The sequence below is a fragment of the Leuconostoc sp. BM2 genome, from assembly GCF_002095565.1.
In the GTDB taxonomy this organism is placed as follows: domain Bacteria; phylum Bacillota; class Bacilli; order Lactobacillales; family Lactobacillaceae; genus Leuconostoc; species Leuconostoc falkenbergense.
In genome coordinates this window covers 24,222-49,957 of sequence record NZ_MOWQ01000006.1, presented here as the reverse complement: position 1 = coordinate 49,957, position 25,736 = coordinate 24,222, and the positions used below count along the sequence as shown (strand labels likewise).

At 39.6% G+C, this 25,736-nt stretch carries 24 protein-coding genes; 8 read left to right on the top strand and 16 right to left on the bottom strand.

Translation table 11 applies throughout. The annotated features are described in order from the left end of the window. Positions 1-101: 101 nt before the first annotated feature. Genes BMG01_RS03410 through BMG01_RS03390 form a run of 5 tightly spaced genes read right to left on the bottom strand, consistent with a single transcriptional unit; the run spans position 102 to position 3,292 of the window. The gene (locus BMG01_RS03410) at positions 102-479 is read right to left on the bottom strand and encodes a hypothetical protein (protein ID WP_004911442.1); all 378 of its coding nucleotides are present in this window, start codon (positions 477-479) and stop codon (positions 102-104) included. Continuing rightward, complete coding sequence (locus BMG01_RS03405) at positions 466-1,026, bottom strand: putative Ig domain-containing protein (protein ID WP_004911443.1); 561 nt, start codon at positions 1,024-1,026, stop codon at positions 466-468. Before BMG01_RS03405 ends, BMG01_RS03410 begins: the two co-directional genes overlap by 14 nt. Before the next feature lie 5 nt (positions 1,027-1,031). Beyond that, positions 1,032-1,874, bottom strand: a complete 843-nt coding sequence (locus BMG01_RS03400) for a hypothetical protein (protein ID WP_004911444.1) — start codon at positions 1,872-1,874, stop codon at positions 1,032-1,034. A 26-nt stretch (positions 1,875-1,900) separates the two neighbouring features. Further along, positions 1,901-2,692, bottom strand: coding sequence for a hypothetical protein (locus BMG01_RS03395; RefSeq protein ID WP_004911445.1), 792 nt, complete (start codon positions 2,690-2,692; stop codon positions 1,901-1,903). Between the two features lie 54 nt (positions 2,693-2,746). Continuing rightward, complete coding sequence (locus BMG01_RS03390) at positions 2,747-3,292, bottom strand: hypothetical protein (protein ID WP_004911446.1); 546 nt, start codon at positions 3,290-3,292, stop codon at positions 2,747-2,749. Positions 3,293-3,615: 323 nt separating this feature from the next. Here BMG01_RS03390 and BMG01_RS03385 point away from each other — a divergent pair, with 323 nt between their 5' ends. From BMG01_RS03385 to BMG01_RS03375, 3 genes are all read left to right on the top strand, one after another. After that, complete coding sequence (locus BMG01_RS03385) at positions 3,616-5,559, top strand: Cna B-type domain-containing protein (protein WP_004911449.1); 1,944 nt, start codon at positions 3,616-3,618, stop codon at positions 5,557-5,559. Between the two features lie 105 nt (positions 5,560-5,664). Next, complete coding sequence (locus tag BMG01_RS03380; protein ID WP_004911453.1) at positions 5,665-7,080, top strand: hypothetical protein; 1,416 nt, start codon at positions 5,665-5,667, stop codon at positions 7,078-7,080. Beyond that, on the top strand, positions 7,061-8,680 hold the full coding sequence (locus BMG01_RS03375; protein WP_036066529.1) for a MucBP domain-containing protein: 1,620 nt from the start codon (positions 7,061-7,063) through the stop codon (positions 8,678-8,680). Before BMG01_RS03380 ends, BMG01_RS03375 begins: the two co-directional genes overlap by 20 nt. A 100-nt stretch (positions 8,681-8,780) precedes the next feature. Here BMG01_RS03375 and BMG01_RS11395 read toward each other — a convergent pair whose 3' ends face one another. The 3 genes from BMG01_RS11395 to BMG01_RS03365 all read right to left on the bottom strand — a co-directional run bounded on the left by BMG01_RS11395 (position 8,781) and on the right by BMG01_RS03365 (position 10,168). Then, positions 8,781-9,275 (bottom strand): DUF3324 domain-containing protein, encoded by a 495-nt coding sequence (locus BMG01_RS11395; protein WP_233127265.1) that lies wholly within the window; start codon positions 9,273-9,275, stop codon positions 8,781-8,783. Beyond that, positions 9,245-9,808, bottom strand: a complete 564-nt coding sequence (locus tag BMG01_RS11390) for a DUF916 domain-containing protein (protein WP_004911463.1) — start codon at positions 9,806-9,808, stop codon at positions 9,245-9,247. The genes BMG01_RS11395 and BMG01_RS11390 overlap by 31 nt, the downstream gene beginning before the upstream one ends. Before the next feature lie 150 nt (positions 9,809-9,958). Then, positions 9,959-10,168, bottom strand: a complete 210-nt coding sequence (locus BMG01_RS03365; RefSeq protein WP_004911464.1) for a hypothetical protein — start codon at positions 10,166-10,168, stop codon at positions 9,959-9,961. 150 nt (positions 10,169-10,318) lie between these two features. On the opposite strand from BMG01_RS03365, the gene BMG01_RS03360 reads away from it, so the two are divergent. From BMG01_RS03360 to BMG01_RS03345, 4 genes are read left to right on the top strand one after another with little or no spacing between them, the layout of a single operon-like run. After that, positions 10,319-11,212 (top strand): ABC transporter ATP-binding protein, encoded by an 894-nt coding sequence (locus BMG01_RS03360; protein WP_036067591.1) that lies wholly within the window; start codon positions 10,319-10,321, stop codon positions 11,210-11,212. Further along, complete coding sequence (locus BMG01_RS03355) at positions 11,205-12,425, top strand: ABC transporter permease (protein WP_004911474.1); 1,221 nt, start codon at positions 11,205-11,207, stop codon at positions 12,423-12,425. The genes BMG01_RS03360 and BMG01_RS03355 overlap by 8 nt, the downstream gene beginning before the upstream one ends. After that, positions 12,422-13,756 (top strand): amidase family protein, encoded by a 1,335-nt coding sequence (locus BMG01_RS03350; protein ID WP_004911475.1) that lies wholly within the window; start codon positions 12,422-12,424, stop codon positions 13,754-13,756. Before BMG01_RS03355 ends, BMG01_RS03350 begins: the two co-directional genes overlap by 4 nt. Position 13,757: 1 nt before the next feature. After that, the gene (locus BMG01_RS03345; RefSeq protein WP_004911478.1) at positions 13,758-14,222 is read left to right on the top strand and encodes a hypothetical protein; all 465 of its coding nucleotides are present in this window, start codon (positions 13,758-13,760) and stop codon (positions 14,220-14,222) included. A 41-nt stretch (positions 14,223-14,263) separates the two neighbouring features. Here the strand turns inward: BMG01_RS03345 and BMG01_RS03340 are convergent, their stop codons facing one another. The 5 genes from BMG01_RS03340 to BMG01_RS03320 all read right to left on the bottom strand — a co-directional run bounded on the left by BMG01_RS03340 (position 14,264) and on the right by BMG01_RS03320 (position 22,069). Next, positions 14,264-16,903 carry a cation-translocating P-type ATPase gene (locus tag BMG01_RS03340; RefSeq protein WP_036068436.1) on the bottom strand — a complete coding sequence of 880 codons (2,640 nt, stop codon included), beginning with the start codon at positions 16,901-16,903 and terminating at the stop codon, positions 14,264-14,266. 435 nt (positions 16,904-17,338) lie between these two features. Then, positions 17,339-18,589: a glycosyltransferase family 2 protein gene (locus BMG01_RS03335; protein ID WP_004911486.1), complete on the bottom strand. Its 1,251-nt coding sequence runs from the start codon at positions 18,587-18,589 to the stop codon at positions 17,339-17,341. Next, entirely contained in the window at positions 18,573-18,872 is a 300-nt protein-coding gene (locus tag BMG01_RS03330; RefSeq protein ID WP_004911489.1) for a hypothetical protein, read from the bottom strand. Before BMG01_RS03330 ends, BMG01_RS03335 begins: the two co-directional genes overlap by 17 nt. Before the next feature lie 292 nt (positions 18,873-19,164). Further along, positions 19,165-20,886 (bottom strand): ABC transporter permease/substrate binding protein, encoded by a 1,722-nt coding sequence (locus tag BMG01_RS03325; protein ID WP_004911492.1) that lies wholly within the window; start codon positions 20,884-20,886, stop codon positions 19,165-19,167. Beyond that, positions 20,873-22,069: a glycine betaine/L-proline ABC transporter ATP-binding protein gene (locus tag BMG01_RS03320; RefSeq protein WP_004911495.1), complete on the bottom strand. Its 1,197-nt coding sequence runs from the start codon at positions 22,067-22,069 to the stop codon at positions 20,873-20,875. The genes BMG01_RS03325 and BMG01_RS03320 overlap by 14 nt, the downstream gene beginning before the upstream one ends. A 199-nt stretch (positions 22,070-22,268) precedes the next feature. Here BMG01_RS03320 and BMG01_RS03315 point away from each other — a divergent pair, with 199 nt between their 5' ends. Next, on the top strand, positions 22,269-22,886 hold the full coding sequence (locus BMG01_RS03315) for a TrkA C-terminal domain-containing protein (RefSeq protein ID WP_004911497.1): 618 nt from the start codon (positions 22,269-22,271) through the stop codon (positions 22,884-22,886). A 32-nt stretch (positions 22,887-22,918) separates the two neighbouring features. Here BMG01_RS03315 and deoD read toward each other — a convergent pair whose 3' ends face one another. From deoD to rbsK, 3 genes are read right to left on the bottom strand one after another with little or no spacing between them, the layout of a single operon-like run. Further along, complete coding sequence (gene deoD, locus BMG01_RS03310) at positions 22,919-23,626, bottom strand: purine-nucleoside phosphorylase (RefSeq protein WP_036068435.1); 708 nt, start codon at positions 23,624-23,626, stop codon at positions 22,919-22,921. Continuing rightward, positions 23,623-24,813, bottom strand: a complete 1,191-nt coding sequence (locus BMG01_RS03305; RefSeq protein WP_004914219.1) for a phosphopentomutase — start codon at positions 24,811-24,813, stop codon at positions 23,623-23,625. The genes deoD and BMG01_RS03305 overlap by 4 nt, the downstream gene beginning before the upstream one ends. Further along, a complete protein-coding gene (gene rbsK / locus BMG01_RS03300) occupies positions 24,810-25,736 on the bottom strand; it encodes a ribokinase (RefSeq protein WP_036068433.1) in 927 nt (308 codons plus the stop codon). The genes BMG01_RS03305 and rbsK overlap by 4 nt, the downstream gene beginning before the upstream one ends.

Here is a 25,736-nt window from a genome sequence, read left to right as displayed (position 1 = left end):
TTTCAGTTAATTAGTTACTTTACTATTGTACGTGAAAAATCCGAACATTGTCAAACGCAACTGCAACAAAAAAAGGCAACTAGGTGTTAACGTAAACGTTATTAACCGTTATGTTGCCATGCTGACACTGATAAAAATAAGTCATTATAATCGTAGTCGGTCCAATCTTCCGCCACGAAAACATAATCACGAGTAATCAGACTGTCATCATTATTTGAAATAGTGAGTTGCTCATAGCGCACATCTAAATCTGTCGAATCATCACAACGAATTGTCACCGTAGGATTGTCTGTCAATGTGATAAATGTGCCAGTAATAGTTGGTATTGGATTGCTACTTGATCGCTGCGCATAAAATAATTGCGTACCATTCTGATCAGTAATAGTAACTTCTATGGCATAACCTGCTTGCGTTGTCATCGTCACTAAACCAAAATAACCAGCTGGAAATTCAAGCGTTTCAGTTCTAATATCTTTCATCATCATCTTGTACCATTCTAATAATCACCTTTACAGTATCTGTTGTGTTCTGGCTATCCATCACCGTTATTGTAATTGTTGTATCGCCGCCAAACGCAATGGGTTGTCCATAAATCACACCAGTTGTCCCATGACAATATAAGCCACATGGCAAACCGTGACAACTATAATTTATCTTGCCAACACCGCCATCAACCGCTATTTTTTGTGCAAAAAACTGTCCTTTTTGAAAAATAATGATTTTAGATAATGGTCCAATCTTAAGTGGTGGCGAAACCGTCGCACAAATATTTAAACGTACTGTTAAAATATCATGACCATTGATTGTGCTCACTTGCACATCATGAGTCTGCGCAAATGGCGTTGCCGTTCCATATAATTCACCAGTCGTTTCATTAAACAGTATCCCCCCCGGTAGTTGCCCGGCAACTATTTGAAATGTCACATTTGGATTAACTTCATTGTCCGTCATGTAAGCAATCACTGTTGAATAAGGAACACCAATATAGATGTTAGCAAACAATTGCCCACGAACAAATCCATCCATCACAATTAAAGGTGTAATTGTGAGATGAAATCCATCTCGTGTTCATTTATTGGTGCTGTTTTCAAGCCTCGATTTGTTTGTAATTGTTTTATCTTTGAAGCTTCTGCAGCCCCAAACAGCACACGTAAATCAATGTCAACAACATCACCACTTTTGATGCCAAATTCAGAAAATGAGTACTTACAATTATAGTTATTACCAGTCTTCACAACTGGTAATTCAACCTCATTGCTAAACGCAATCCCATTATGCGCTGTGACTCTTAAATAGGCCACGCCTGATGGCGCAAGGGTAACATTTGAAAAGAACAAAGCGCCTTGATTATAATTCAATTGAAAATAAGAACCTGATTTAACATTTTCAGAATCAACAACTAAATTTTTAAAACTCGCAGTATAAATCATGCCGCCAGCCGCCAGAGCATTTCCTCTAAAAGTGGTGGGTTCGTTAACTGGCACGACTTGCACAAATGTGTCAACTGGATAATGTGAATTCGTATAAAATGGTTCAATATAACCTTTATCAGTTGGCCCAATGAGCAAGCTTTCACTCATTGGGTCATCACCCTTGATATCATCAACATTAGCACGGGTAATCTCGAGTGCATTTTCAGAGGAGCGATTGAACAAAAGATGATCAACCTTACCAGTTGTTTCATTTTTACTTGTGATAAAAGAGCCATCACCGATTGATAAGCCAGTGTCAGATAATAAGTGTGTCTGTCCATCATGGTCAGTGTAGCACATAGTTAAGCGTCCCGCATTGGTATCAGACAATGTGCTCGCAAAAGCGCCACAAATCTTACCCACCATTGCACCGGCACCCAATATTGTTCCTAGAATTCCCATAGTTTCTCCTTTTGTGATAATTTAAGCTAAAATTTACTTGTATCCCACTCAATATATTCGTTCAAGTAGGCTTTATGATCCCAATTAATTAAGAAGCTATTAGAAGACGAGTACAAAACTGGTTGCCACGTATAGACTGCTGGAAAACTAAATGACACACCCAGTTTATTTTGTACAAAGTCTGGATAACCGAATCCTATTGCACTCGTGACCGCTGCTAGCCAGTTTAATTGTCTGGCGTCAGCATCGCTTGTCAGTACGAAAGTGTTGCGATAAACATCTGGTCCACTAGGTGGATTCGGATTATCATCACTCATATCTGCCACACCAGCATCATTGTAGTGCACCCAGTGACGTGGGTCAAAATTCATCTTAATTCTTATATTCCAAAAACCTTTATCTAAACGTAAGTTGTGCACTTGACTAAACATTTTTTGATAAAATGTTTGAACTAAACCGTTATTTTGTGACCATAGTGATTCAATGTTTTGCAAACACCATGCATTGTAATCGTCGCTCAAAGTGGCAGCTGTTGCCTTATGATTGACCGTTGGACTGACTTCGCCAGCATATAAAGCGCGTAAGAAAGTGCTTATCAAATTTTCTTTCTGTGACTTATCATAAGCCGACTTTACAATGCCCCCTACTATATCATCCATCGTCTGCCAACTAATCGAATGACAGATGTGCATACTAACACTATTATCAAAAAGCTTCTCAACTGCTGATGTGAAGTTCGGTCGTCCTTCAGTAATAACTAATTGGCCATCGTCATCAAAGTAAATCTTTTCAGCAATTGATATGATGTTGTCATTCATGAACTCTACCTCATACCAGAAAAAGACTACTCTAATCGAATAGTCTTCTAAGCATTATGCACCCTCTGTCAAAGTCCAAGTCACTTCAGATGTCAATGCCTTGTCAAGAGCATTTGTCAAATTACCACTACCTGTCAAGTCTAAAGTAAAGTCCTTAGAGCCATAGTTAAAATTCTTGTCAGATAAACCACGTGTTGTTGGCGCAGACGTACCAGTAGTAACAAAATCTTGAGCAGCTGTAATAGAAGTACCATCATACTGAATTGGCAGGTTAGCTGCTGTCGCTTGCGTTCCACCATTGATCCAATCACCTGTTTGTTGCACTGTAATACCATAAGTGCCAGTTGGATTAGCTGAAGTTTGGCTCAAAACAACCTTACCTGTTGCTTGGTTTGTAGCCGTAGGTGTGAAATCAGCAACGCTTGCCAAGTCAATTGTGCCAAATGTAATGTCATCTGCACTATCAATTGACAGTGCACCTGTTTCATCAGAAAATGTCACAGTTCCATCTGAAGTTTCAGCACTAACAGTACCAACAAGTGGGGCTGCACCTAACATTAATGCCAAAGCAGCAGTGATTGTCTTTGTGTAAATCGTCATAATATATACCTCTTCCTTTTATGTATATTGTGTTACCGCGAGAACACTCTCACTTCTTCACAAGATTATTATCTCTAAAATTTGTGAAGATATACGGGAGAACTGATGAACTAACAGTGAACAAAATCGTTCAGTTTGTGACTATTCTTTGACTACTTGGCGGGCACTCTTGATATGACTGAAACCGTTATCATTCTCGCTTATTCAGCACTATAATAACGGTTTTTATTTTTTTAATTTTTAATCAAATTCTTGAGAATGATATGATGACTTACCCTATTACAATACCTGATGAACAATAGAAAAATGATAAGGAGAGAAACATGTTCAAGAAATTCACCACACTGTTCAGTTTGGTTGTGATGATCAGCACTTTTGCTGTGACGCCTATATCAGCTGCCACACAGGCAGCTTCAACGGATACAACAGTATCACAGGCAACAACGGAGCAAAGCAATCACACTGATGTCACTAAAGAAGAGACGACAGCAGCTACAACTTTGCCCGCTACAAGCGACAAGTCTTCACTAATACCAACAACACAGAATCAAAAAGCTACTAATCAAATAACTAATGCACAAGCACAATCTCGTGCGCCTGCTTTGAGAGCCACAGACTGGGGTGACCAGTTCGTGACCCATGCAGAACTCGAAGATGAAAACGGTAATCCAAAAACGGATTTTGGCATTTACGACAATATGCAAGCCCACTGGGACTATAACATTCCCGCAGGAACTGCTATTAAGTCCGGAGATACAATGTCGGTTAATGTGCCCTCAGTATTGGCATTACAATCTGATGTCACATTTGATATCAAAGACGCTGCCGGCAATGTCATTGGTCATGCTGTGGCTGACCATACAACAGGTAAAGTAACAATTACGTTTACTGATTATGCAGAAACATCAGCCAAAAACGGCATAAATGGTGACTTCAATATTTGGGTTCACTGGAATCATAGCCAAGTAGAAGAAGATACAGATGTCCCGATTGATTGGGGAACAAATGGTCAAACTATTCATGTTGACCCTGATGGCAATCCAACACCAGATCCAAATGAAGTTTTGTATAAATGGGGAACAGTTGATTCTAATGATCCAACACTTATTCATTGGACAGTGAGACTGAATTTAACACAAGAAGAAATTAAAAATGGTGTTTATACAGACTTCATAGGCGAAAATCAACAAGTTGTCCATGGTACAGTGGCAGCAATGCATGGTTCTTACAACGCTACTTTTACAGATTTCATAAAAAGTAGTGATGTGCCAGCTGACGCAATCTCCTATGATTCAGACACGCAATTCCATATCAATATTGGTGATTTTAGTGATACCGTTCTAATTAATTATGACTCTCGTGCTACCGATGGCGGTCAATCTTCCAAATATGAAAATTCTGGTCAGCTTACTGGTGACAATATAGAAAAGCAGACCGTAGATATCTATACACCAGATAATGGTGGTGGCGGTGGTGGTGAAACCACTGAAACTGTATCAGGCACGAAAACTTGGCAAGATGATAACAACGCCGAAGGATTACGTCCTGACGCAATCATCGTTGATCTTTACCAAAATGGTGTAAAAATTGATAGTAAGTCCGTTTCCGAAGAGACGAACTGGCAATATTCATTCACTAACTTGCCAAAGTATGATGCCGATGCCAATGCGTATACCTACACCGTCAAGGAAGAAGCAGTTGATCATTACACATCTCAACAAGACGGTAATAACTTTACCAATACACTATCTGATACAACTTCTGTATCAGGTACAAAAACTTGGGACGACCAAAACAACCAAGATGGTAGCCGTCCTGACGCCATTAAAGTTAATTTATTGGCTAATGGTCAAATCATCAATACAAAAACCGTAACAGCCAAAGATAATTGGCAATACAGTTTCACTGATTTACAAAAGTACGATACTAACGGTAAAAAGATTGTCTATACCGTCACTGAAGATAAGGTTTCAGGATATAAGACTGAAGTGTCTGGCTTCGATATTATTAATCATCACACGCCAACACCTACGCCTACTCCTACTCCTACTCCCACGCCTACGCCTACGCCAATTATTCCAGTAGACCCAGTGACACCAGATAAGCCAATTCAACCTAGTGAACCAAAACTCACACCTGAAGCACCTGCTAAGCAAGCTAAGTTACCAAGTACAAGTGCTCAAGCTTTGGCAATTGTGCCACTCGTTCTCCTAGCGTTGGCTATGACTACGATTACACTCGTTTGGTATCAAAAACGTCACAACTAATTGATAAAACTCATCAAATTAATTGATGGGTTTTTTTTTGCATGACCTGCCAACTGTTTTATAATGAATGTAATATACCGATAAACACTACAACGAAAGATTCCTATGCCCTCAATCCTGAATGAATTTATTAATAAAAATGACGCTTTAAAGATTAAGTTACTCACTACTTTGCTGGAAAACAAACAAAACACCTACGAGCTTCGTAATTTAACCAATCAGTTCAAAGTGTCAGACTATTTGATGCGTGAGTCATTAGAAGCCCTAAATAGTGACATCAACGTGTTATTTGGTGACGATTGGATGGTACTAAAACGTGGTATCATTTATCAAAAAATGACATTGACTCGTTATCATGTCTATCGTTTATCGCAATATTTCTTTGATTTATCGCCACTTAAATTATTGCTAGATCAACGATTAATTTCTGGCAGCATACCAAATTACACGTTTATGCAATCGGAATTTGGCTGGAGCACCTCTTATTTCTTCATTCAAAAAAATACCTTATCAGAGCTTATTGATCTTGACTCACCCGAAGCTGTGATTTCGGCCGCTTTTGTGATTTACGATCACTACGATGCTAAACCAAAATTTGATCATTATATCCTGTCAGCAAGTCAAGCAGTCAGTCAATTTTTAGTTGACAAAAGCTACATCAATACCCACGGTGCTGACAAAAAAAGACTTCTGATCGCTATTTTTTTGAATGAAATAACCCATAATCCAGACAACTGCCGCAATATCATGCAACACGAAGACAAGCACATCCATGTTGATGACGGTTTGCCAGATGATATTTGTCAACGTTTAGGCATTCCTCTAAATAACATGGTGCTATCACATCTCATTAGTGCCCTTAATATTTTTGACCTATTAGAAATATCGGCGCCCATCTCTTTCACTGATTACGCCCAACCAATTGTAGATCGACTGGCGGCGGTAATCATGCCAAGATTAAGTCATAGTAAATTAAATTGCACACCCGAAGACGCTGAGAAAATTAGTCACGCAATGGCATGTTATTGCCTTAAATTTACGACAACTAACCATTGGGCGCTGCTATCGCAAGATAATATTTCAACGAATTATTTTCAAGATATCTATCCGTCAATTTATTACTTGATTGAATCCTTTTTACAATCAATTAACTATCCCAAAGAAATCGTGCCACCCACCTATTTAAACGCAGCCATTTTAAATATGATTAGTATCATCTTTTACTATTTGGACATCACTAATGTTGACGCCATCACTATTAGTCTTAATTTTTCGGGATCCCCTTTCACCAATAATATGATCGAAGCGATATTAAAAGATCATATCAGTCACGCCAGTGTGCATTTTGTCACTGAAGTCCTTGATGACAGTGCTGACATTTACCTGTCGGACACACTTTGTGACGACGTCTCAAAACCTCAAGTGATTTGGAAAAAACCACCCACAGTTAGTGATTGGCAATCACTCGCTGAACTCATCATAAGGCTAAAGAAAAATAAAAATGACCAACAATCAAAATAAAATAAACCGCCTCTACTACCTTTTGGCATTTAGTTCAACACTACTCACTGTTAATCAATTAATGCCTTACACAGTGGCTAATGCTAGTGCTTTAATTTCACAAAGCCACTTAACACAACAACAATTAATTTCAAATTTTACAACCAATGGTTCGGCCAAAGTTAATCACAATATTTTTACGTTAACTGATGACCACCCTATGCTGTCCGGAGCTGCTTATCAAAATACGCCCATTGATTTATCACAAGATTTTTCGTTGGACTTAAAGGTTAATTTAGGTAGCAAATTGCAACAACAATGCGGTGGCGACGGGTTAGCTTTCGCATTGGTACCTTTTGAAAAGGTTAGTCAAGTTAATCATACAAATGGTGGTGCCTTTGGTTTAGGTAAAATTGCGAATGTTTTTGGTTTCAAATTAGATACTTATTATAATGCCAACGGCGAAGCAGGATCATTTACCAGCGATCCCAAAGAATTTGGTACTTCAGAAGGCAACGGGTCACCATTTGGTGCTTTCTTTGGATCTAGCACAGATGGTGAAATTCAAACCTATGAACATGATGCCATGGCTATCAAACCACACACTAATGATGATTTTGAATCATTGCAGATAGTCTACCATGCTGAAACACAAAATTTAATGGTGACCTATCAGTCAAAAGTATGGTCCTATCACATCACTGATGAGGATTTGTTAACCAATCCAATATCGCTTGTTTTTTCTGCGTCAACGGGTACCAATCATAACTTGCAACAATTAATGATTGAACGCAACGACTACCACCCTTATACCACCTCGCTAAGGATTAACTATCTCGATGAGCAACAACATCCCCTCGCAGCTTCACAAACTATTTCTGGTGATTTGAACACACCTTATCACACAAAGCCCCTATCATTACCCGGTTTTAAGCTCGCGTCGCAACCAAATAATGCCAACGGCATTTTTACGTATCATGACAACCGTAGCATTAATTATTATTACGAACCTTTAACGCAATACGTTACGATTAACTTTGAATATCAAGGCAAAATACTACGCAAGGCTATTTTTTCTGGACACACTGGCGAACAAATTGATTTTTCACCAGTGTCCACTCTGGCACAATTAAAAGACTATACAATGTCTCAAACTGACTGGCCCGGCAGCTTTGTTTTGCCAAAGGATAATAACACCACTTGGCATTTCACAATTCACCTCGAAAAGAATGCCAGTCAACCCGTCAACAACAGTACGATTTCCCAGCACACTGATCGCGTTGCAGACCCATTCCTCTCACAAGCACAAATAAGACCGCAACCAAATCCAAGCAACACACAATCAACGCCTAAGGCGTCATCAGCTAGTCAAGCAGCTACTGAAAATGCCACGTCGCAATCTAAAAAACCAACCAGCAGCAAACAATCACCCGCTGTCACAACGCCAAAAAAGAAACATGTGATCTCCAAAAATCAACCATACGCATTATTTCAAGATACAGTAAGTGATTTTAACGAAATGACACAGCCTAATTTTCAACCAAGCCCGGCAAGTGAATCATCTTCATTCACTCAAGTCGTCACACTATTAGCTCACTACACACTACTAGCCGAACGTTAAGATAATTATTTGCTATCAAAAAGCCTAAAAAAAAGCCACATATCTGCGACAGTTACTTTATCTTTCAGATATGCATTGCTTCTTTTTAGGCTTTTTTTATTTAATTCTTGTTAGTTTGATTACGACGGCGCTTCCAAATATAGGCACCCAGAGCTAGTATGATAGCGACAATCAAGACGATCCACCACCAATTGAAGCCTTCGTCATGGACAATTGTAATATCCTTGGCGTTCACATCAGTCGCTTCTTTGGTTATTATGGTAAAGTTTTTCTTGAAATGCCAAGTGTTTTTTTCAGATTTTACAGTCATATTCATTGTATAACGACCCGCTTTAAAGGCATGTCCCTTTAAATTGATTGGGTAGTTAAAAATCGAACTCGGTGCAATCTTCATATCACTTTTCTTAGATTCATAGAGCACTTTACTGCTGTTAACACGCGTTACTTTTGATGTCACAGATACTTTCTTAAGATATGTTTCGGAAGTATTATGCAATTCGGAAATGATTGCATTGCGTGCATCAATTTGACCAGCGGTTACCTTAGCCAAATTCAATTTTTCAGCTACGGTTGAATCCTGTTTTGTTTGTAGCAAAACACCAATTGCGTAGGCGTATCGATTCGAATCGTTACACCGCTTTTTTTGTTACTATTACTTTGGGTAGCTTCAGCTTGTGTCACCGTAATACCCCCGGCCACTACACCATCCCAGTTTTTATCTGGAATAGCCAATTTCACTTCCAATTTTTTTGAGCTATTGGCAGGAATTTCTACTGATTTAGGTAGGGTCGCAATTTTTGCCATATCAAACGGTGCTGACTTATCTAGTTTGTTCTTAGATGGGGCATATTCTACGACACCGTTGATGTTTGTTTTGGCAGCGCTGACCGCTGTGTTCACAGTTTGTGGTTTATTACTGGTATTGACTACGTTAACAATGAGCGTCTGTTCATCTTTTGGCTTAACCAACAAATCAAAATATGAAATATCGTTTGATCGTTGATTTTCTGGCAAAACAGCGCTCACACGCAAACCAACACTATTATCTTCCGCATTAGCGGTACTTAATAATGGTGTCATCGTCATTGCAGTTGCTACAAAAATCAGTCCTATTTTTTTAAAATTCATCGCCTATTCCTTCTATATTGAGAGTTTATGCTTTTATTATAGACAATGATTGTGGCGGATTTTTGCGCGTTTTGTGAATTAATTAAGACCAAAATATAGACAAAAAAAATCCAAGCAGCATAACACAGCTTGGACGTTTGTATTTTAGATTTATTTTAGTACTTTAGCAGCTTCCGTTTTCACTTCATCAGAAGACATTTTTTCAAATGCTTTCAAGTGCTTCAAAGTTGACAAAGTATCTTTGTTGCTGGCTTCCATGAAATGATTCCATAGTGCATCACGTAGTGGGGTTTTGTCCTCGCTCCAACTAAATACTTCATTCATTGGAATATCTAACGTTTCGAATTTTTCATCTGCCATGATTTATGGCCCCCTTTTCTTAACTCCGTTATAGTTCTTTTTTGGCTAAAATGCAAACTTCTTAACTTGTCCTAGCTTGCTAACTATGTCACAATGGAGTATAAGAGAGGTCCTATACCATAGGACTGCATTAACATGGAGGAGCGTAATATGATTCAGTTAACTGACATCAGCAAAAAATTCGGCGCACATACTGCCGTTGCTGATATGAATATGACTTTAACGCCCGGAAAAGTCATGGGTCTCATCGGCCAAAATGGTGCGGGAAAGACGACCACATTTCGTATGATTTTGAACTTTATTGAGCCTACTTCCGGCAGTATTTTGTGGGATGATCACCCAATCACCCAGCTAGACAAACAACGAATTGGGTTTTTACCAGAAGAACGTGGTTTATACCAAAAGCGTACAGTCGAAGAACAAGTTTTGTACTTTGCTGAATTGCATGGTATGTCGCGTGCTGATGCAAAATCATCGTTAATTCAGTGGATGAAGCGTTTAGATGTTGTTGGCAAACCAACAGATAAGGTTCAGACTTTATCGAAAGGTAACGCACAAAAAGTTCAGATGATTGCATCTTTGATTTTTGAACCAGACTTCATTATTTTGGATGAACCTTTTTCAGGCCTTGACCCAGTCAACACCAGTCTCATGATGTCAGAAATTATCCGTATGCGTGACAATGGTGCTATGATCATTTTTTCAAGTCACGACATGAGCAATGTCACAAAAATTTCTGATGACTTAACGATGCTTAAAAACGGTAAAACAGTCTTACAAGGACCAGTCCAAAACATTCGTGAACAATTTGGACGGACACGCATTTATGTTGAATCGCCAACAACAGCCACTGAACTGGCTGCAATTGAAGGCGTCGCCACCGTCACTAAACAAGGTACCGGCTTTGATTTAGTTTTATCTGATGAAGCTGCTGGACGTCGCGTCTTTGAATTAGTAACGCGAAATGGTTATATTCCAGCGTTCAGCCAACAACCACCGACATTAGATGACATTTTCCGTCAGGAGGTCGCTATTCATGATTAAACAACTTAATATTGTCATTAAAGATACGCTAAGAGCTAACTTCAAATCACGTGGCTACTGGATTTTGGTATTATCTCCCTTAATTTTTGTAGCCGTTATTGGTTGTGTCGCCTTTGGTGTAACACAACTGCAGGGCAACACAACGCCCACAGTGGCCGTTATCGGACAAGCAAGTGAACGGGTTCCTTTTGTTCAATCAGCAAAAAATTTGGACATGAAGATATCCAAAATCACTAACGAAAAACAAGCTGATAAAGCATTAAAATCAGAAAAATTGGGTGGTGTCTTAACTTTAAAGTCAGATTTAGCGACACTGACAACCCAACCAAAAAGTGACCAAGTACCAAAAGACGATATCGCCACTATTTTAAATCAACTCTCACAAGCCAAAAAAGCCACGCAGTATGGCTTAACTGCTGCACAGACAGCTGATTTCATGAAGCCTGTTAACTTCAAAACCGTTGTGCAACAAGCAAATCAGTCTGAAAGTGGTGACAATACTGAGGGTGCGAATTACGCCATCGCTGTTGCGATTGGTGTTATTACTATGATTGTGGTAATGTGGTATACCTCAATGATTGCCAACGCGATCGCCAACGAAAAATCGTCACGTATCATGGAAATTTTGTTGGCAGCCACTTCTGCTCGCATTCAGTATTTTGGTAAATTAATTGGCGTGTTTCTATTAGCCTTGACGCACATGCTGATTTATCTTATCGCAGGATTTGCTACTGTTATTTTTTTGAAAGATAATGTTTTTGTCAAAATGATCACGTCTAATCTAAATGGTGTGACAACTGGCTTTATGCTCTACGCGTTAGCCTTTATACTCATTGCTGTTGCCTTATATTTGGTACTGACGGCTATGGTTGCTTCATTGATTAACGACAACGCACAAGTGCAACAAGCCATTCAACCTATTTCATTTTTAGCGATGATTGGCTATATGTTTAGTTATTTCATGACGTTTATGCCTAATAATATCGCTATTCGCGCATTAAGTTATGTCCCATTTGTTTCACAATCCATGATGCCAGTGCGTCTGGTCACCCACGTTGAGGGTTGGCCGACTGCCTTGGCTTCACTTGGTATTTCATTTGTTGCCCTAATCCTATTAGCTTGGTTTGGACAAGGTATTTATGCCAAAAATGTCTTATCATATTCAGACGAACCGATTATGAAACAAATTACTGGAAGGTTTTTTAGAAAATGATTAATGTTAAAGAACAAAGTGTCACTGCGTTACAAGCCATGCTACGCGCCGGTGAAATAACGTCAGTTGCTTTGGTTGAAAGCTATTTAGCACGGATTAAGCAACTCGAATCAGCGCCTTACCATCTCAATGCCATTAGCGATTTAAACCCCAATGCTTTAGACGAAGCTTTAGCTGCAGATAATGCTAGGCTTAAAGGTCAGGTGACCCCAAAACAGTTATTGTTTGGCATTCCAGTTTTAATAAAAGATAACATTGATGTCGCGGGTATGCCAACATCAGCTGGTTCACTAGCCTTAGCAGATAATATTGCTAAATCAGATGCGACAATTGTCCAGCGTTTGCGATCAGCCGGTGCTATTATTTTGGGTAAAAACAATCTTTCTGAATTTGCTCATTTTATGAGCAATACGCAACCTTCTGGCTTCTCTTCTCGTGGTGGACGTGTCATCAATCCAATTATGCCAGATATCACGCCAAGTGGCTCTTCTTCCGGCTCAGCAGTTGCTGTGGCTGCCAGCATGGCCACAGTAGCTGTTGGCACGGAGACTAATGGTTCTATTTTAGCACCCGCTCATATGAATAGTATTGTTGGTTTAAAGCCAACTCATGGTCTACTACCAAATGATGGTATACTGCCGCTAGCTGAATCACAAGATACTGTTGGTCCAATGGGACGTACAGTATCTGACACTTTTGCACTATTTGCAGCATTAAATCAATATAATCAAAATCAAAAACTAGTCCCTGTGATGAAGTCACATTTAAGCGTTCTATCTTCACTAAAATGGACCACGTCATTACACGAAGCAGTTTCTGATTATGTGGATCACTACGATCGCGTTGACATGCCGGAAGAACAACCAAATGATGACGACGAAAAAGCAGTCTTCTTGTCGGAATTTCAGCATGGCATAAACAGCTATCTCACAACACACAGCACTAGAATGAACACTCTTCAAGATATCATTAATTTCAATCAAGCCGATATCCAAAAACGTGCACCTTTTGGACAAGAATTACTAGAAAAAGCACTTCTTGCTGGCGACGCCACCCAAGAAAAGCCACGTGTCCAAGACATAGCACGACGGTTGCTTGATACTATGCTCAAAGATAACAATGTTTTACTTGGTGATGACACCAAACTAATTAATCTTGCTGCGATTGCCGGTTATCCTAGTTTAACAGTACCTACCGGCAGTAGTGATGACCTCTACTTTCATGGCCTCTCAAGTGTGATTATGGTCGCTAAGCCCTTCAATGAGATTGCTCTCAAAGTCATTGGCGAATCAATTGAATCTCATCATCAACGTTTAATACCGGAGTTTTAGCATGACCAACACCCCTTATTTTTTAACTAATCCAACATGGTTTCGCTACGAAACCCACACAGCGCCAAATGGTATGCCGTTTGAACGATTCGAATTAACAGCTTCTGCAACACCGTCTGCCATTGACAGTTTTAAAAAAACGATGCTGAGCGTTGCTCAAGATAGTGCTATCGAACCAGATAATCTCAACCGATTTCAGCAAGCACTAGCAGCAGCCGAAAAGCAATTTTTATTTGAAGAAGCTAACGACTTATCGTTAATTGCAAGTCAGGCAGAACAAATTTTAATTGCAAGCGCCATTCGAACTTATCAACTATTAGAAGACGACTTTAGCGCACCAACAACATTTATTTTTCAACCAAGAATCGGGTTTCTGTATCGACGATTTTTAAAGCAACATAATCAGCGTATTAATGATGAAGCGCTCACCCAATTTATCATCGCACAAGACCAATTACTTAAATAATCGCAAAGAAAAAACCAACTCATAAATTGCAGCTGGTTTTTTTAGACTATAAATAAGTTTGGGCGTATATGCTTTAATAATTCAATAACAATCGTTGGTAGTATTGATAAGACCAAGATTACCGACCAATGAGCAATTGAAAGCCCTGTTAAGCCGAATAATGTCTGTGTCAGTGGTACTAACGAAATAGCCAAAGTAATCAATGTCGCGATTATCGCCATATTGACTAGCGACTTATTGGCACCATAGCTGATTGCAAACAGCGTTTTTTCTGATCGAATATTAAAGACGTGCCAAATCGAAGTTAACGATAAGATGATAAATGCCATTGTTTGTCCAACTTGTTCATTAGGTTGTAATCCGCCCAATATTACGTTTTGCCCCATCCAAATGGCAATTAGCGTCACAACCGCAAACAATATTGCGTTCAACCCAATTTGTCGATCAAGCCCTTGTCCAAATAACTTGGCATTTTTGGGCATTGGCGGTTGGTTCATAACATTTGTCAACATTGGTTCTCGACTCAGTGCAAAACCCGGTAATCCGTCGGCCACTAAGTTGATGAACAGCAAATGAACCGGTAACAAAGGTGAACCCCAGCCTAACAACATGGCAATTAAAATCACTAATAGCTCAGAAATGTTAGCACTCAATAAGAAATTAATTGTTTTGCGGACTTTAACATAAACACCACGTCCTTCAGAAATGGCGTTAATAATCGTCGCAAAATTATCATCTGTCAAAATAATATCTGATGCTTCACGGGCCACGTCTGTTCCTGTTTCACCCATAGAAATACCTACATCAGCGGCTTTCAAGGCTGGTGCATCGTTAACACCGTCACCAGTCATTGCAATCGTCGCATCCTGACGTTGCCATGATTTGATAATTCTGATTTTATCTGTTGGTGTCACACGCGCATAAACGCTATAACTTTGTATGTTGTCATCTAATTCTTGATCGGACAACTTAGCTAATTCTGAGCCGGTAATTGTTTGGTCACCCTCACGCAAAATGCCAATTTCACGAGCAATTGCGCTGGCTGTTTCGACGTGATCTCCAGTAATCATAATGGTACGTACACCGGCTTGTCGTGCTTTTTCGACGGCTGGCGCTGATTCAGGTCGTGGTGGATCAATGATACCAACCAAACCGACCAAAGTTAAATCCTGCTCATAGAAAGCTTGTGTTGGCTCTTCTGGCATGACATCAAAGTTTTTGTGTGTAATTGTTAGAACACGCAATGCCTGTTCACCAAATATTTTGTTCACTTGCTCAGCTCGTTGATGATTGCCATGCTTAACCATTGGCAATAAAACATCAAACGCGCCTTTTGTGATTGCTATGTAGCCACCTTCTGGACGTTTGTGAACAGTGGTCATCCGCTTCTTTGTCGAGTTAAATGGTACTTGATCGACAAGAGGATATTGTGATAAAAGATGTTCACGTGACGTTTCTGATTCAATAGCACGTACCAAGGCCACTTCAGTTGGCAAGCCGTCGTAGACCTTTTGATCATCCACTGATTTAACAGAAACGTTTGTCGACAGGGCGGCTAATGATAGCACTTCCTGAGCTGAAGTATCTAAACCATCAGCGATATCCAACAAATCGTCGTGCTGATCATGCCAAACTTTTCGAACAGTCATTTTATTTTGTGTTAGGGTACCTGTTTTATCAGACGCAATAATATTGGTCGTCCCTAATGTTTCAACGGCTGGCAAACGACGAATGATGGCGTGCTTTTGCGCAATCCGTTGCACACCAAGCGCCAATGTCATCGTCACAATAACAGCCAAAGTTTCAGGCACTACCGCAACTGCCAATGAGATGGCTGTCAAAAAGATGTGCTTAAGATCCATGCCTTGTGAAATGCCTAGTCCCAAAACAATCACAGCAGCACCAATCGCTAACCAAGAAATGTTTTTATCTAATTGTACTAATCGACGTTGCAAAGGTGTCAACGGTGTCTTAGACTCATTACGTAACAGGCTGGCAATTTTACCCATTTCTGTTTGCATACCAACAGCTGTAACCACTGCACGACCGTGTCCATTGACGATTGTTGTCCCACGATACACCATTGTAATACGTTCACCCAAATCAATGTTATTGTCTGAATCAAATGTCGCATTTGCATCTTTTTCAACAGGTAAACTTTCGCCAGTTAATGCCGATTCTTCAGCTTGTAATTCAACTGATTCAATCAAACGCGCATCAGCAGCAATGGCACTACCATTTTCAACCACTAAGACATCCCCTAAAACGACGTCATCAGCGTCAATTTGCACAATATGACCATCGCGCAAAACTTTCACTTGGGTGCGGTTTAAATTTTGGAGTGCCGCTAAGGAATCTTCTGCTTTACCTTCTTGGACAATGGCCAATGCAGAATTGATGACGACGATACCTATAATTAACAAACTTTCAAAATAATTACCGCTTGATTCTAAATAGGTTGCAACAAATGAAATCACCGCTGCAATCAATAAAATAATGGTAGCAACGTCATTTAAACTGAGTAATATTTTTTTAAATAATGAAACTTTTTTCTCAGCATCAAATACGTTAGCACCATTTTCTTGCCGACTTTGTGTCACCTGTTGTGATGATAAGCCATTTTGCACATTAACTTGATGTGCTGATATTGTTTCTTTAATACCCTTTCGGAACGCTTCCATTTAGTGTCCTCCTGTTGGTTTACTATTAATGGGAAGATTATAAAACTACATGATGTAGCCATGACACGTTTTCCCCAGCGCTGTCATGTTGGCAGTTGCATACTATCTCGTGCAAGCACTTCCGTACAAAATGAGTTTGACTGCATAAAACAATCGCTATCATGATGTGCTGTGCAAATAAAAATGAACCATCGTCATCTTAATTAGTCATTGCATTTGTTAATGTCACTCACTGTCAAAATTTAATTCTTGTGGATATCATGAGATAATGATAAAAAAAGAATAAAAATGATTACTTTTATAATTAGTATGATACTTATATTGTAACATATATACCTAAACGTTGTAATATATCACGGAATTTTATAAAAAAATTCAACACCATTAAAAAAAATAGTGACATGATGTCGCTATTTTTTGGACTGCAATATTGCTTTAATCAACGCTTCTTTCAGGAGACTGCCACGTCCCCTTACCCATGCCAGCGTAAACCGACAACAACGCGGGTATGAACTGTGTAATAATTGTCAAAGGATTTACAATCCAATAAAACAATAGGTATAATGGCGCAAACATGAAGTAATTCAACTTACTACCATTATCATCAACTAGTAGCGCAATAAATATTTGCACAGTACCCACAACAATTTGTAAGGTCATGACAATCAACGAAATACCAATGGTGCCACCCAAGGCATAAAAATCCCCGCTCAAAAATTCTGTAACTAATCGATAGGCTAAATAAATTGACATAATTAGCCATGAAAACGACCAAGCAATCGTTAAAAATTGATCAAATAACATCATAATAACTTTAGGACGCTTAAATGAAGTCAATAGATTAGTGAATAACACTTCAATGCCACCCTTTGCCCAACGTTTCCGTTGACGGTATAAATCTCTCAATGTTGTTGGCACATTCATATAAAATTTAACATCTGGGGCGAAACCAGCATCATAGCCATTCAAAGAGTGATCAAACGCTATACTAATGTCTTCCGTCGCGCGATCTTCTCTGAAACCACCAACCTCTTTTAAAGCAGCCATTGCATACAATGTCGTTGCGCCGGAATAAGCGTACATTGTGCCCGTCATGGCGACCTGAGCACGTTTGATAATACCAACTATGGAACTAAATTCGACAACTTGAGACTTTGCTAAAGCATTTTCACGATTGGCAACATCCATATTAGCTGTCACGCCGCCATAATTATGCCCGTAAAAATAGTCTAATAATCGCTGCACACCATTAGCCTGCAGAATCGTATCAGCATCAATTGAGAGCAAATAAGCAGTTTTGTTTGGGTCAGCTAATTCATCAATTAATTTAATCGCATAATTTAAACTATCAGCTTTTCCCTTGTTTTGGTCTTTCGTGTATACTCTAACACCTGCCATTGTGGCAATTTTGACCGTTTCATCACTACTGTTATCGTCAATAACCATAATATGGTCGTTATCCAACCCTTGATTTTTGACTGACTGAATCGTTGTTAGTAAGGTTTTTTCTTCATTATAGGCTGGAATCACAGCAAAAACTTCATCTAAATCGTGATTTTGTTTTGGAAATTCATGATTTCTCTTACTCAAAATTAAATAAAAGAGTAAGCCACACGACCATTTGAGTGCCCCTAAAACAGGATAAATCGCTAATAAGATTAAAATGATTTCAATTGTTAGTAACATTTTTTGTAGCGCTCACTTTCTTAACTGCAAGATTGTGACTAAAGGTCATCAACGCCGTATACAATAATGTCACTGCAGTCGCTACCAGAATAACTTGTCGGATTAATGCCACAGTATTCATATTAGGATGGAACGGAAACCCAACACTATTGATAAAGCCTTCAGATAACATCACATACGAATGATGAGCAAATATGACAAATAATATCCATACCACAGCACTCATGATGATTGCACCAATCGTTAAGCGTTTTCTTATTTTTTGTTTATTATTTTGTTGCATCTTAATTTCTCCAGATTCTTGTCAAATGTGGCAATATATTATTCTTACAAGAACAATATGTCACCAACTTTAGGCTTGTTTGTGTGTCTGATAACACAATGATACCAATTGAATTTGCGCTACTTGCGACATGAATGCTAAGAAATCGTGAAGAGAAGAGAATTAATTATGAATTGTATGATTATTTTTCATTTGATATCGTTAGCAATGTTTAGGTGCTACTATCATCACAAAAAAAGTTTGACCAATTGCCTGATACAATCGGTCAAACTTTTTAAATTGTCGATGATAATTATTGATACCAACTATCAACTAACTTTTTGTGTTTTTTAATCCAATCAGCCGCCGCCTGTTTAGGAGATTTACCATTTTGAATTTCTAACATGACTGATTCCATGTCATCTTTCGTCCAATGGAATTTGTCTAATACTTGATAAGCTTTTGGATCTGATGATTTGAGCTTTTTACTAACAATAGTATTAATTGTTTCTGAAGAGCCAAAAGTGTTTTTAGGATCTGCCAAATACTTTAAGTGATACTTACCAAACATCCAGTGTGGTGACCACCCTGTTACGACAATATCTTGTTTATTTTTATAGGCTTTCGCCAAAGCAGACACCATAGCACCAGATGATGATGATGACAAATTCCAACCCGAAAGGTTCGGATAAGCCTTCAGCGTCTTCTCAGCAGTTGCCATTTCTCCTGCTCCGGGTTCAATACCAGTGATTGTTTTATTAGCTTGCGTGGTTAAATCACTAATTGAGTTTGCTGACATATAATCCGGCACCACTAAGCCGGTTTTGACACCTTTTAGGTTTGGTCCCAAAAGTGTCACATCGTTTTTATATTTTTGATAAAGGGCTTTGTGGGTGTTTGGTAGCCATGCGGACACAGAAACATCAACTTGATTATTTGCCAATGATTGCCATAAAACAGCATTATCTAATGGTGTCAAAGTAACATCATAACCATGCTGACGAAGTGATTCAGCCAGAACATTTGATGAAGCCACTTCAGAATCCCATTCGACGTAACCAATGTTAATTTTTTGACCAGTCGTTTGACTAGTTGTCATGGCATTAACTGTACCACCAGCAACGATAGCGAGCAAAGCAACGACAATTGTCCAACGACGCCATGGCTTGAGTGGCGCTTTTTGTCCGGGTTTTGTATTGAACTTTTGTGCGAATCGATCAATAATGATGGCTAAAATAACTAGTCCTAATCCATTCACAAAACCAGAACCAACATCAGCGTGTTGCACCGCCGACAAAACTCCACGACCAAGTCCAGGCGCACCAATCATAGAAGCTGTTACAACCATTGATAAGGCTAACATAATCGTTTGGTTAGCTCCAGCCAGAATTGTATTTTTGGCATTTGGTAACTCTAACTTAATCAGCTTTTGCCACGTTGTTGAACCAAACGAGTCTGCTGCTTCAACTAAATCAACTGGTACTTGACGAATACCTAAGTTAGTCATACGAACCATTGGCGGTAAGGCGAAAATAATTGAGGCAAAAACGCCTGGTACGACACCAATACCGAAGAAAGCAACGGCCGGAATTAAGTAAACAAAGCCAGGCATTGTTTGCATAAAGTCCAAAATTGGCTGTACAACAGCAGCCGTTTTTGGCGATTTGGCCATTAAAATACCTAAAGGAACACCAATAATTAATGACACAACTGATGCCATCAATACCAATGTCACTGTATTCATCAAATCAGACCAAAGTCCTTGGTTGGCAATTAACATTAAACCCAAAGCAGCAAAAATGGGAAAACCATATTTTTTAGTGGTCATTGCAAATGCTAACGCTGTGATACCAATAATCATCAATGGCATCGGCACCGCCATCAGCGCACTTGTGATGGTGTCCATAATTGCTTGACCGCCTTGCTGAATTGCGTTGAAAAAGCCAGACAAATCGGTCGTTAACCATGAAACGAACCCACTAACCCAATCTTCAAGTGGCAGTTTTGGAATATTTATCAGATTATGCGTTGTCATCACTGTCTCCCTCCGTATCTGCTAACGCCTTAAGCACAGCACCACGAATGATAACCCCTCTCAAACGATTATCATCATCAATAATAGCCACTGGTGTTTGGGCATCATAAATAATCGGCATGATATCAGATATCAATGTATCTGGCTTGACAGTCGGCATTTCAACAACAACATCAGCCAGTGGCAATTTTTCACGTCGAGCTGAAACCGCTGCTTCAGATGACAAATAACCGACAAATTGACGGTGGCGGTTAACCGCCACAACACCAGAGACTTCTTCAGCAGACATCTTACGAAGCGCAACAGTTGGACCATCAACTGAAATATTAGAGGTCAATGCCGGAATCATAATACTATCAGCCGTCAAAACCTTAGTACGGTCAACATCACCAACGAAAGTTTTAACATAGTCGTTGGCAGGATTAGTCAAAATTTCTTCTCCAGTGCCAACCTGTTGTAACTGACCATCTTTCATGATGGCAATATGGTCACCAATGCGCAACGCTTCGTTCAAGTCGTGCGTGATGAAAATAATTGTTTTTTGAACATTCGCCTGCAAATCCAATAATTCGTCCTGCATTTGACCACGCACTAGTGGATCTAATGCCGAGAAAGCTTCATCCATCAACAAAATGTCAGGATCATTGGTCAGCGCACGTGCTAAACCGACACGTTGTTGCATACCACCAGATAACTGGTTAGGATACTGATCCTTAAATGATAATAATTGTGCATTATCCAACGCCTGTTCCGCACGTTGACGACGTTGCGCTTTTGGCACACCTTGAATTTCTAATCCAAACTCTGTATTTTCCAGTAGTGTACGGTGTGGAAATAGACCAAAGTTTTGGAAAACCATGCTCATCTTTTTGCGACGAATTGATAACATTTGTTTTTTTGTCAAATTAGTAATTTCTTGACCATCAATGAATAGTTGGCCATCTGTCGGTTCAATTAACCGGTTTAACAAGCGAATCAGCGTTGACTTTCCTGATCCGGAAAGCCCCATGATGACAAATATTTCGCCCTCTTCAATTGACATGTTGATGTCATAAACACCAACTGTACTCCCTGTCTTTTCGACAATTTCATTTTTGCTTTTGTTTTGCTTAACCATTTTGAGTGCCGCTTTAGGGCGCTTACCAAAAATCTTGGTTAAATGTTTAATTTCTACTTTAGACATTTTTTAGCATGCACATCACACAGTGATTGAGATAAAATACCACTGCATGCGCCACATTCCTCCTTGATTCTTTTCGAATTTAACTATAAAATAAAGTGACAACCCATTGCATTTATTAGGTTGTTACTTCAAGTGACAACTTATATTTTTACACAGATTGCCACTTGTGTCAAATTTTTAATTATTAGGATAATATAAAATGCCAAAAATCAGAGAACCGCGTTACCGAAAAATTGCTTTTCTTATTGCAGAAAAAATTGTTAATAATGAATACCGTGTTGGTACTAAACTCCATGCGCGCTCGACGCTATCAACTACATTTGGCGTGTCTGCGGAAACAGCTCGTAAAGCAATTAATGTCTTGTCAGATTTGGATATTGTGCGTGCCGTTCATGGTAGTGGTGTCGAAATTTTGTCACGGGAAAAAGCCAAGTCATTTTTGAATCAGGCAGCAGAAACGACTAACATTCAAAATATTCATGTTCAAATCAATGATCTCATTGATGAGCAAAAATCTGCACTAGACAATTTGTCAGGCGCATTATCAACATTATTTGAACAAACACAACGTGTCCAACAGCACAATCCACTCACACCCTATGAATTAGTGTTAGAGCAACCAAGCGCAAAGTTAAACCAATCAATTGGTAATTTAAATCTGTGGCAAAATACCGGTGCCACCGTCATTGGCATTTTGCACAATGAAGATCTCATCGTTTCACCCGGTCCGTACGCCGTCATTGAAACCGGTGACACGCTATATTTCGTTGGTAATGATACCAGTTACCAAGCCGTCCAACATTTCTTCTATCAATAAAAAAACGATTTGATGTCGATCAAATCGTTTTTTTACGCGACCACAGCTGTTGACAGAGCCAAGCGCATCATATCCTGAAATGCAGTCTCGCGCATTTTAGCATCAGCGTATTTTTGAGTCACTAAATTGTCACTCACTGTCAAAATACTGAGCGTTTGAACATGATATTTAGCGCCAATCAAGAATAAACCAGCTGACTCCATTTCGACAGCCATAACACCGTACTGCGCCAATTTATGATTATCAATTTCATCATTATAGAAGCGATCAGCAGCAAAAATATTACCAACACGCACAGGAATATTAAGTTGTTTAGCAGATTGATGCGCTTGACACAACAAATCAAAATTAGCTAAAGGTGCAAAAGCAATTGATTCTCCAAAAGTGGCTTGTAAGACATTGGAATCTGTTGAGGCCCCTTCGGCTATCAAGACATCCCCAATTTCTAACTCAGGTAATAAACCACCAGCTGTGCCAACACGAATTATTTTTTTGACACCAAAATCTTGAATAAGCTCTGTGGCATAAATTGATAATGACGGAATTCCCATGCCAGAACCTTGCACACTAACCCGCACGCCTTGATAAGTCCCTGTATATCCAAACATGTTACGAACCGTGTTGTATTGGGTGACATCCGACAAAAGGTTTTCAGCGATAAACTTTGCCCGTAAAGGATCGCCCGGTAATAATACGACTTCTGCAATGTCACCTTGTTTTGCATCAATATGTGTACTCATTGTAATTCTCCTAAAAAACTTGTCCCATTGTCTAGTTGCCCACCAAAATTATCTAAAATTGTTGCCCCAAGGTCAGCAAATGTTCGGCGTCTGCCTAACGTTTTCCCGCATTTAATCAGTCTTGGTGAATAGCTCAACAATGGTACCACTTCACGTGTATGATCAGTACCATGAAAAGTCGGGTCATTGCCATGATCAGCTGTAACCATGATGAGATCATCGTGATTCATCTTACCTAACACATCACCAAGCTCTTGATCAAATGTCATTAAAGCACGTCCGAAACCAATTGGATCCCTGCGATGACCATACATAGCATCAAAATCGACTAAATTAGTAAACACAAAACCCTTTGGTGTAGTCTCCATCACATGCAGCAAGTGGACCATGCCATTATCATTGCTGTCATTATGATAAGTCGTATCAATTCCCTCACCGGAAAAAATATCCTGAACTTTACCAATACCAATCACTGGTACACTCATTTTTTGTAACCTTGTCAATACGGTATTGCCAGTGGGCTTCAGAGAAAAATCACGCCGATTGGCCGTACGCTTAAAATCACTCGCATCATGACCCACAAACGGTCTAGCGATTACCCGTCCCATTTGATAGGGTGGCTGATTAACTAATGTACGTGCATACTCACAAATTCGATATAGTTCAGTTACTGGCACAACGTTTTCATGCGCTGCAATTTGTAACACCGAATCTCCAGATGTGTAGACAATCAGTCCGCCAGTTACCATCTGTTCTTCACCATAGTCCTTTAGCGCTTCTGTCCCCGAATAGGGTTGATTCAACAAAATTTTCCGATTTGCAAATTCAGAAATTTTGCTTACCAGCTCATCTGGAAAGCCATTTGGAAATGTTGCTAAGGGTTGCTTAACCGGTAGGCCCATCATTTCCCAATGACCATCCATGCTATCTTTGCCTGCTGATATTTCTTGCATAGTCCCAAAATCACCAATTGGCCGACTCTCAACAGCAACACCTTGCAGACCGCCTTTGTGTAAATTAGCTAGTCCCATTGCTTGTAAATGTGGCAAATGCAACCGACCATGATACACTTGCGCAACATGCCCGATCGTGTCAGCGCCAACATCATTAAAGGTAGCTGCATCAGGTGCCGCGCCAGCACCCACCGAATCCAAAACAATGACCATAATCCGTTTAAAAGGCTTCATGCTTGAACCTCCTTTGTCACGTGACTGCATATATTGGGATAAGATTTTTGCGTACCACGCGCCATGACAGACAGCGCAGCATAGGCATTAGCTTGAGCAATTGCTGCATCAAGTGACTGACCTTGAGCAAAATAATGTGCAAACGCACCGACAAACGCATCACCTGCACCGGTGGTATCAATGGCATTAACATTTTGACCATCAACTAGTGTTTCTTTCTGGCCTGCCGTCATCCAAAGCGCACCACGTTCGCCCATTGTCACAATGACATTTGCCACGCCAAATGACAACAAACGTCGCGCCGCAGATTTGGTTTCCTGAACTGTTGACACTGGCATATTGGTAATAGCAGTAAGCTCAGATTCATTAGGAATCAGATAATCAACCATTTGCAAAACGTCTAACGGTAATTTGTGCGCCGGTGCAGGGTTATAAATAATTGGAATATTATATTTTTTTGCCAAATGAATGGCCTTAATATTAGTTGGCATGGGTATCTCTTGTTGCAGCACAATAACCTTTGCTTGTTTTATCAAGTCGATTTTATCCAACAATACTTCTGGTGTGAGTTCAGTGTTTGCACCCTGCACAATCAAGATACGGTTGTCACCGTTACTTTCGACAAAAATTGGTGCCACGCCGTTGCTCTGATTTCCTGTTAATACACCACTGATGTCAATATGATTGGCCACAAAATTGGCACGTGTTTTTACGCCAAAGCCATCATTGCCAACACACGTTAGCATTGCAACCCGAGCGCCCAATCGACTGGCTGCTACTGCTTGGTTGGCACCTTTACCGCCAAATCCCATCTCAAAGCTTGGTGCTTCAACTGTCTCGCCTTTATGCGGTAAACGCTCAACATAGCTGATTAAATCCATTACATTTGACCCAATGACTAATACATCAATATCTTTTACCAT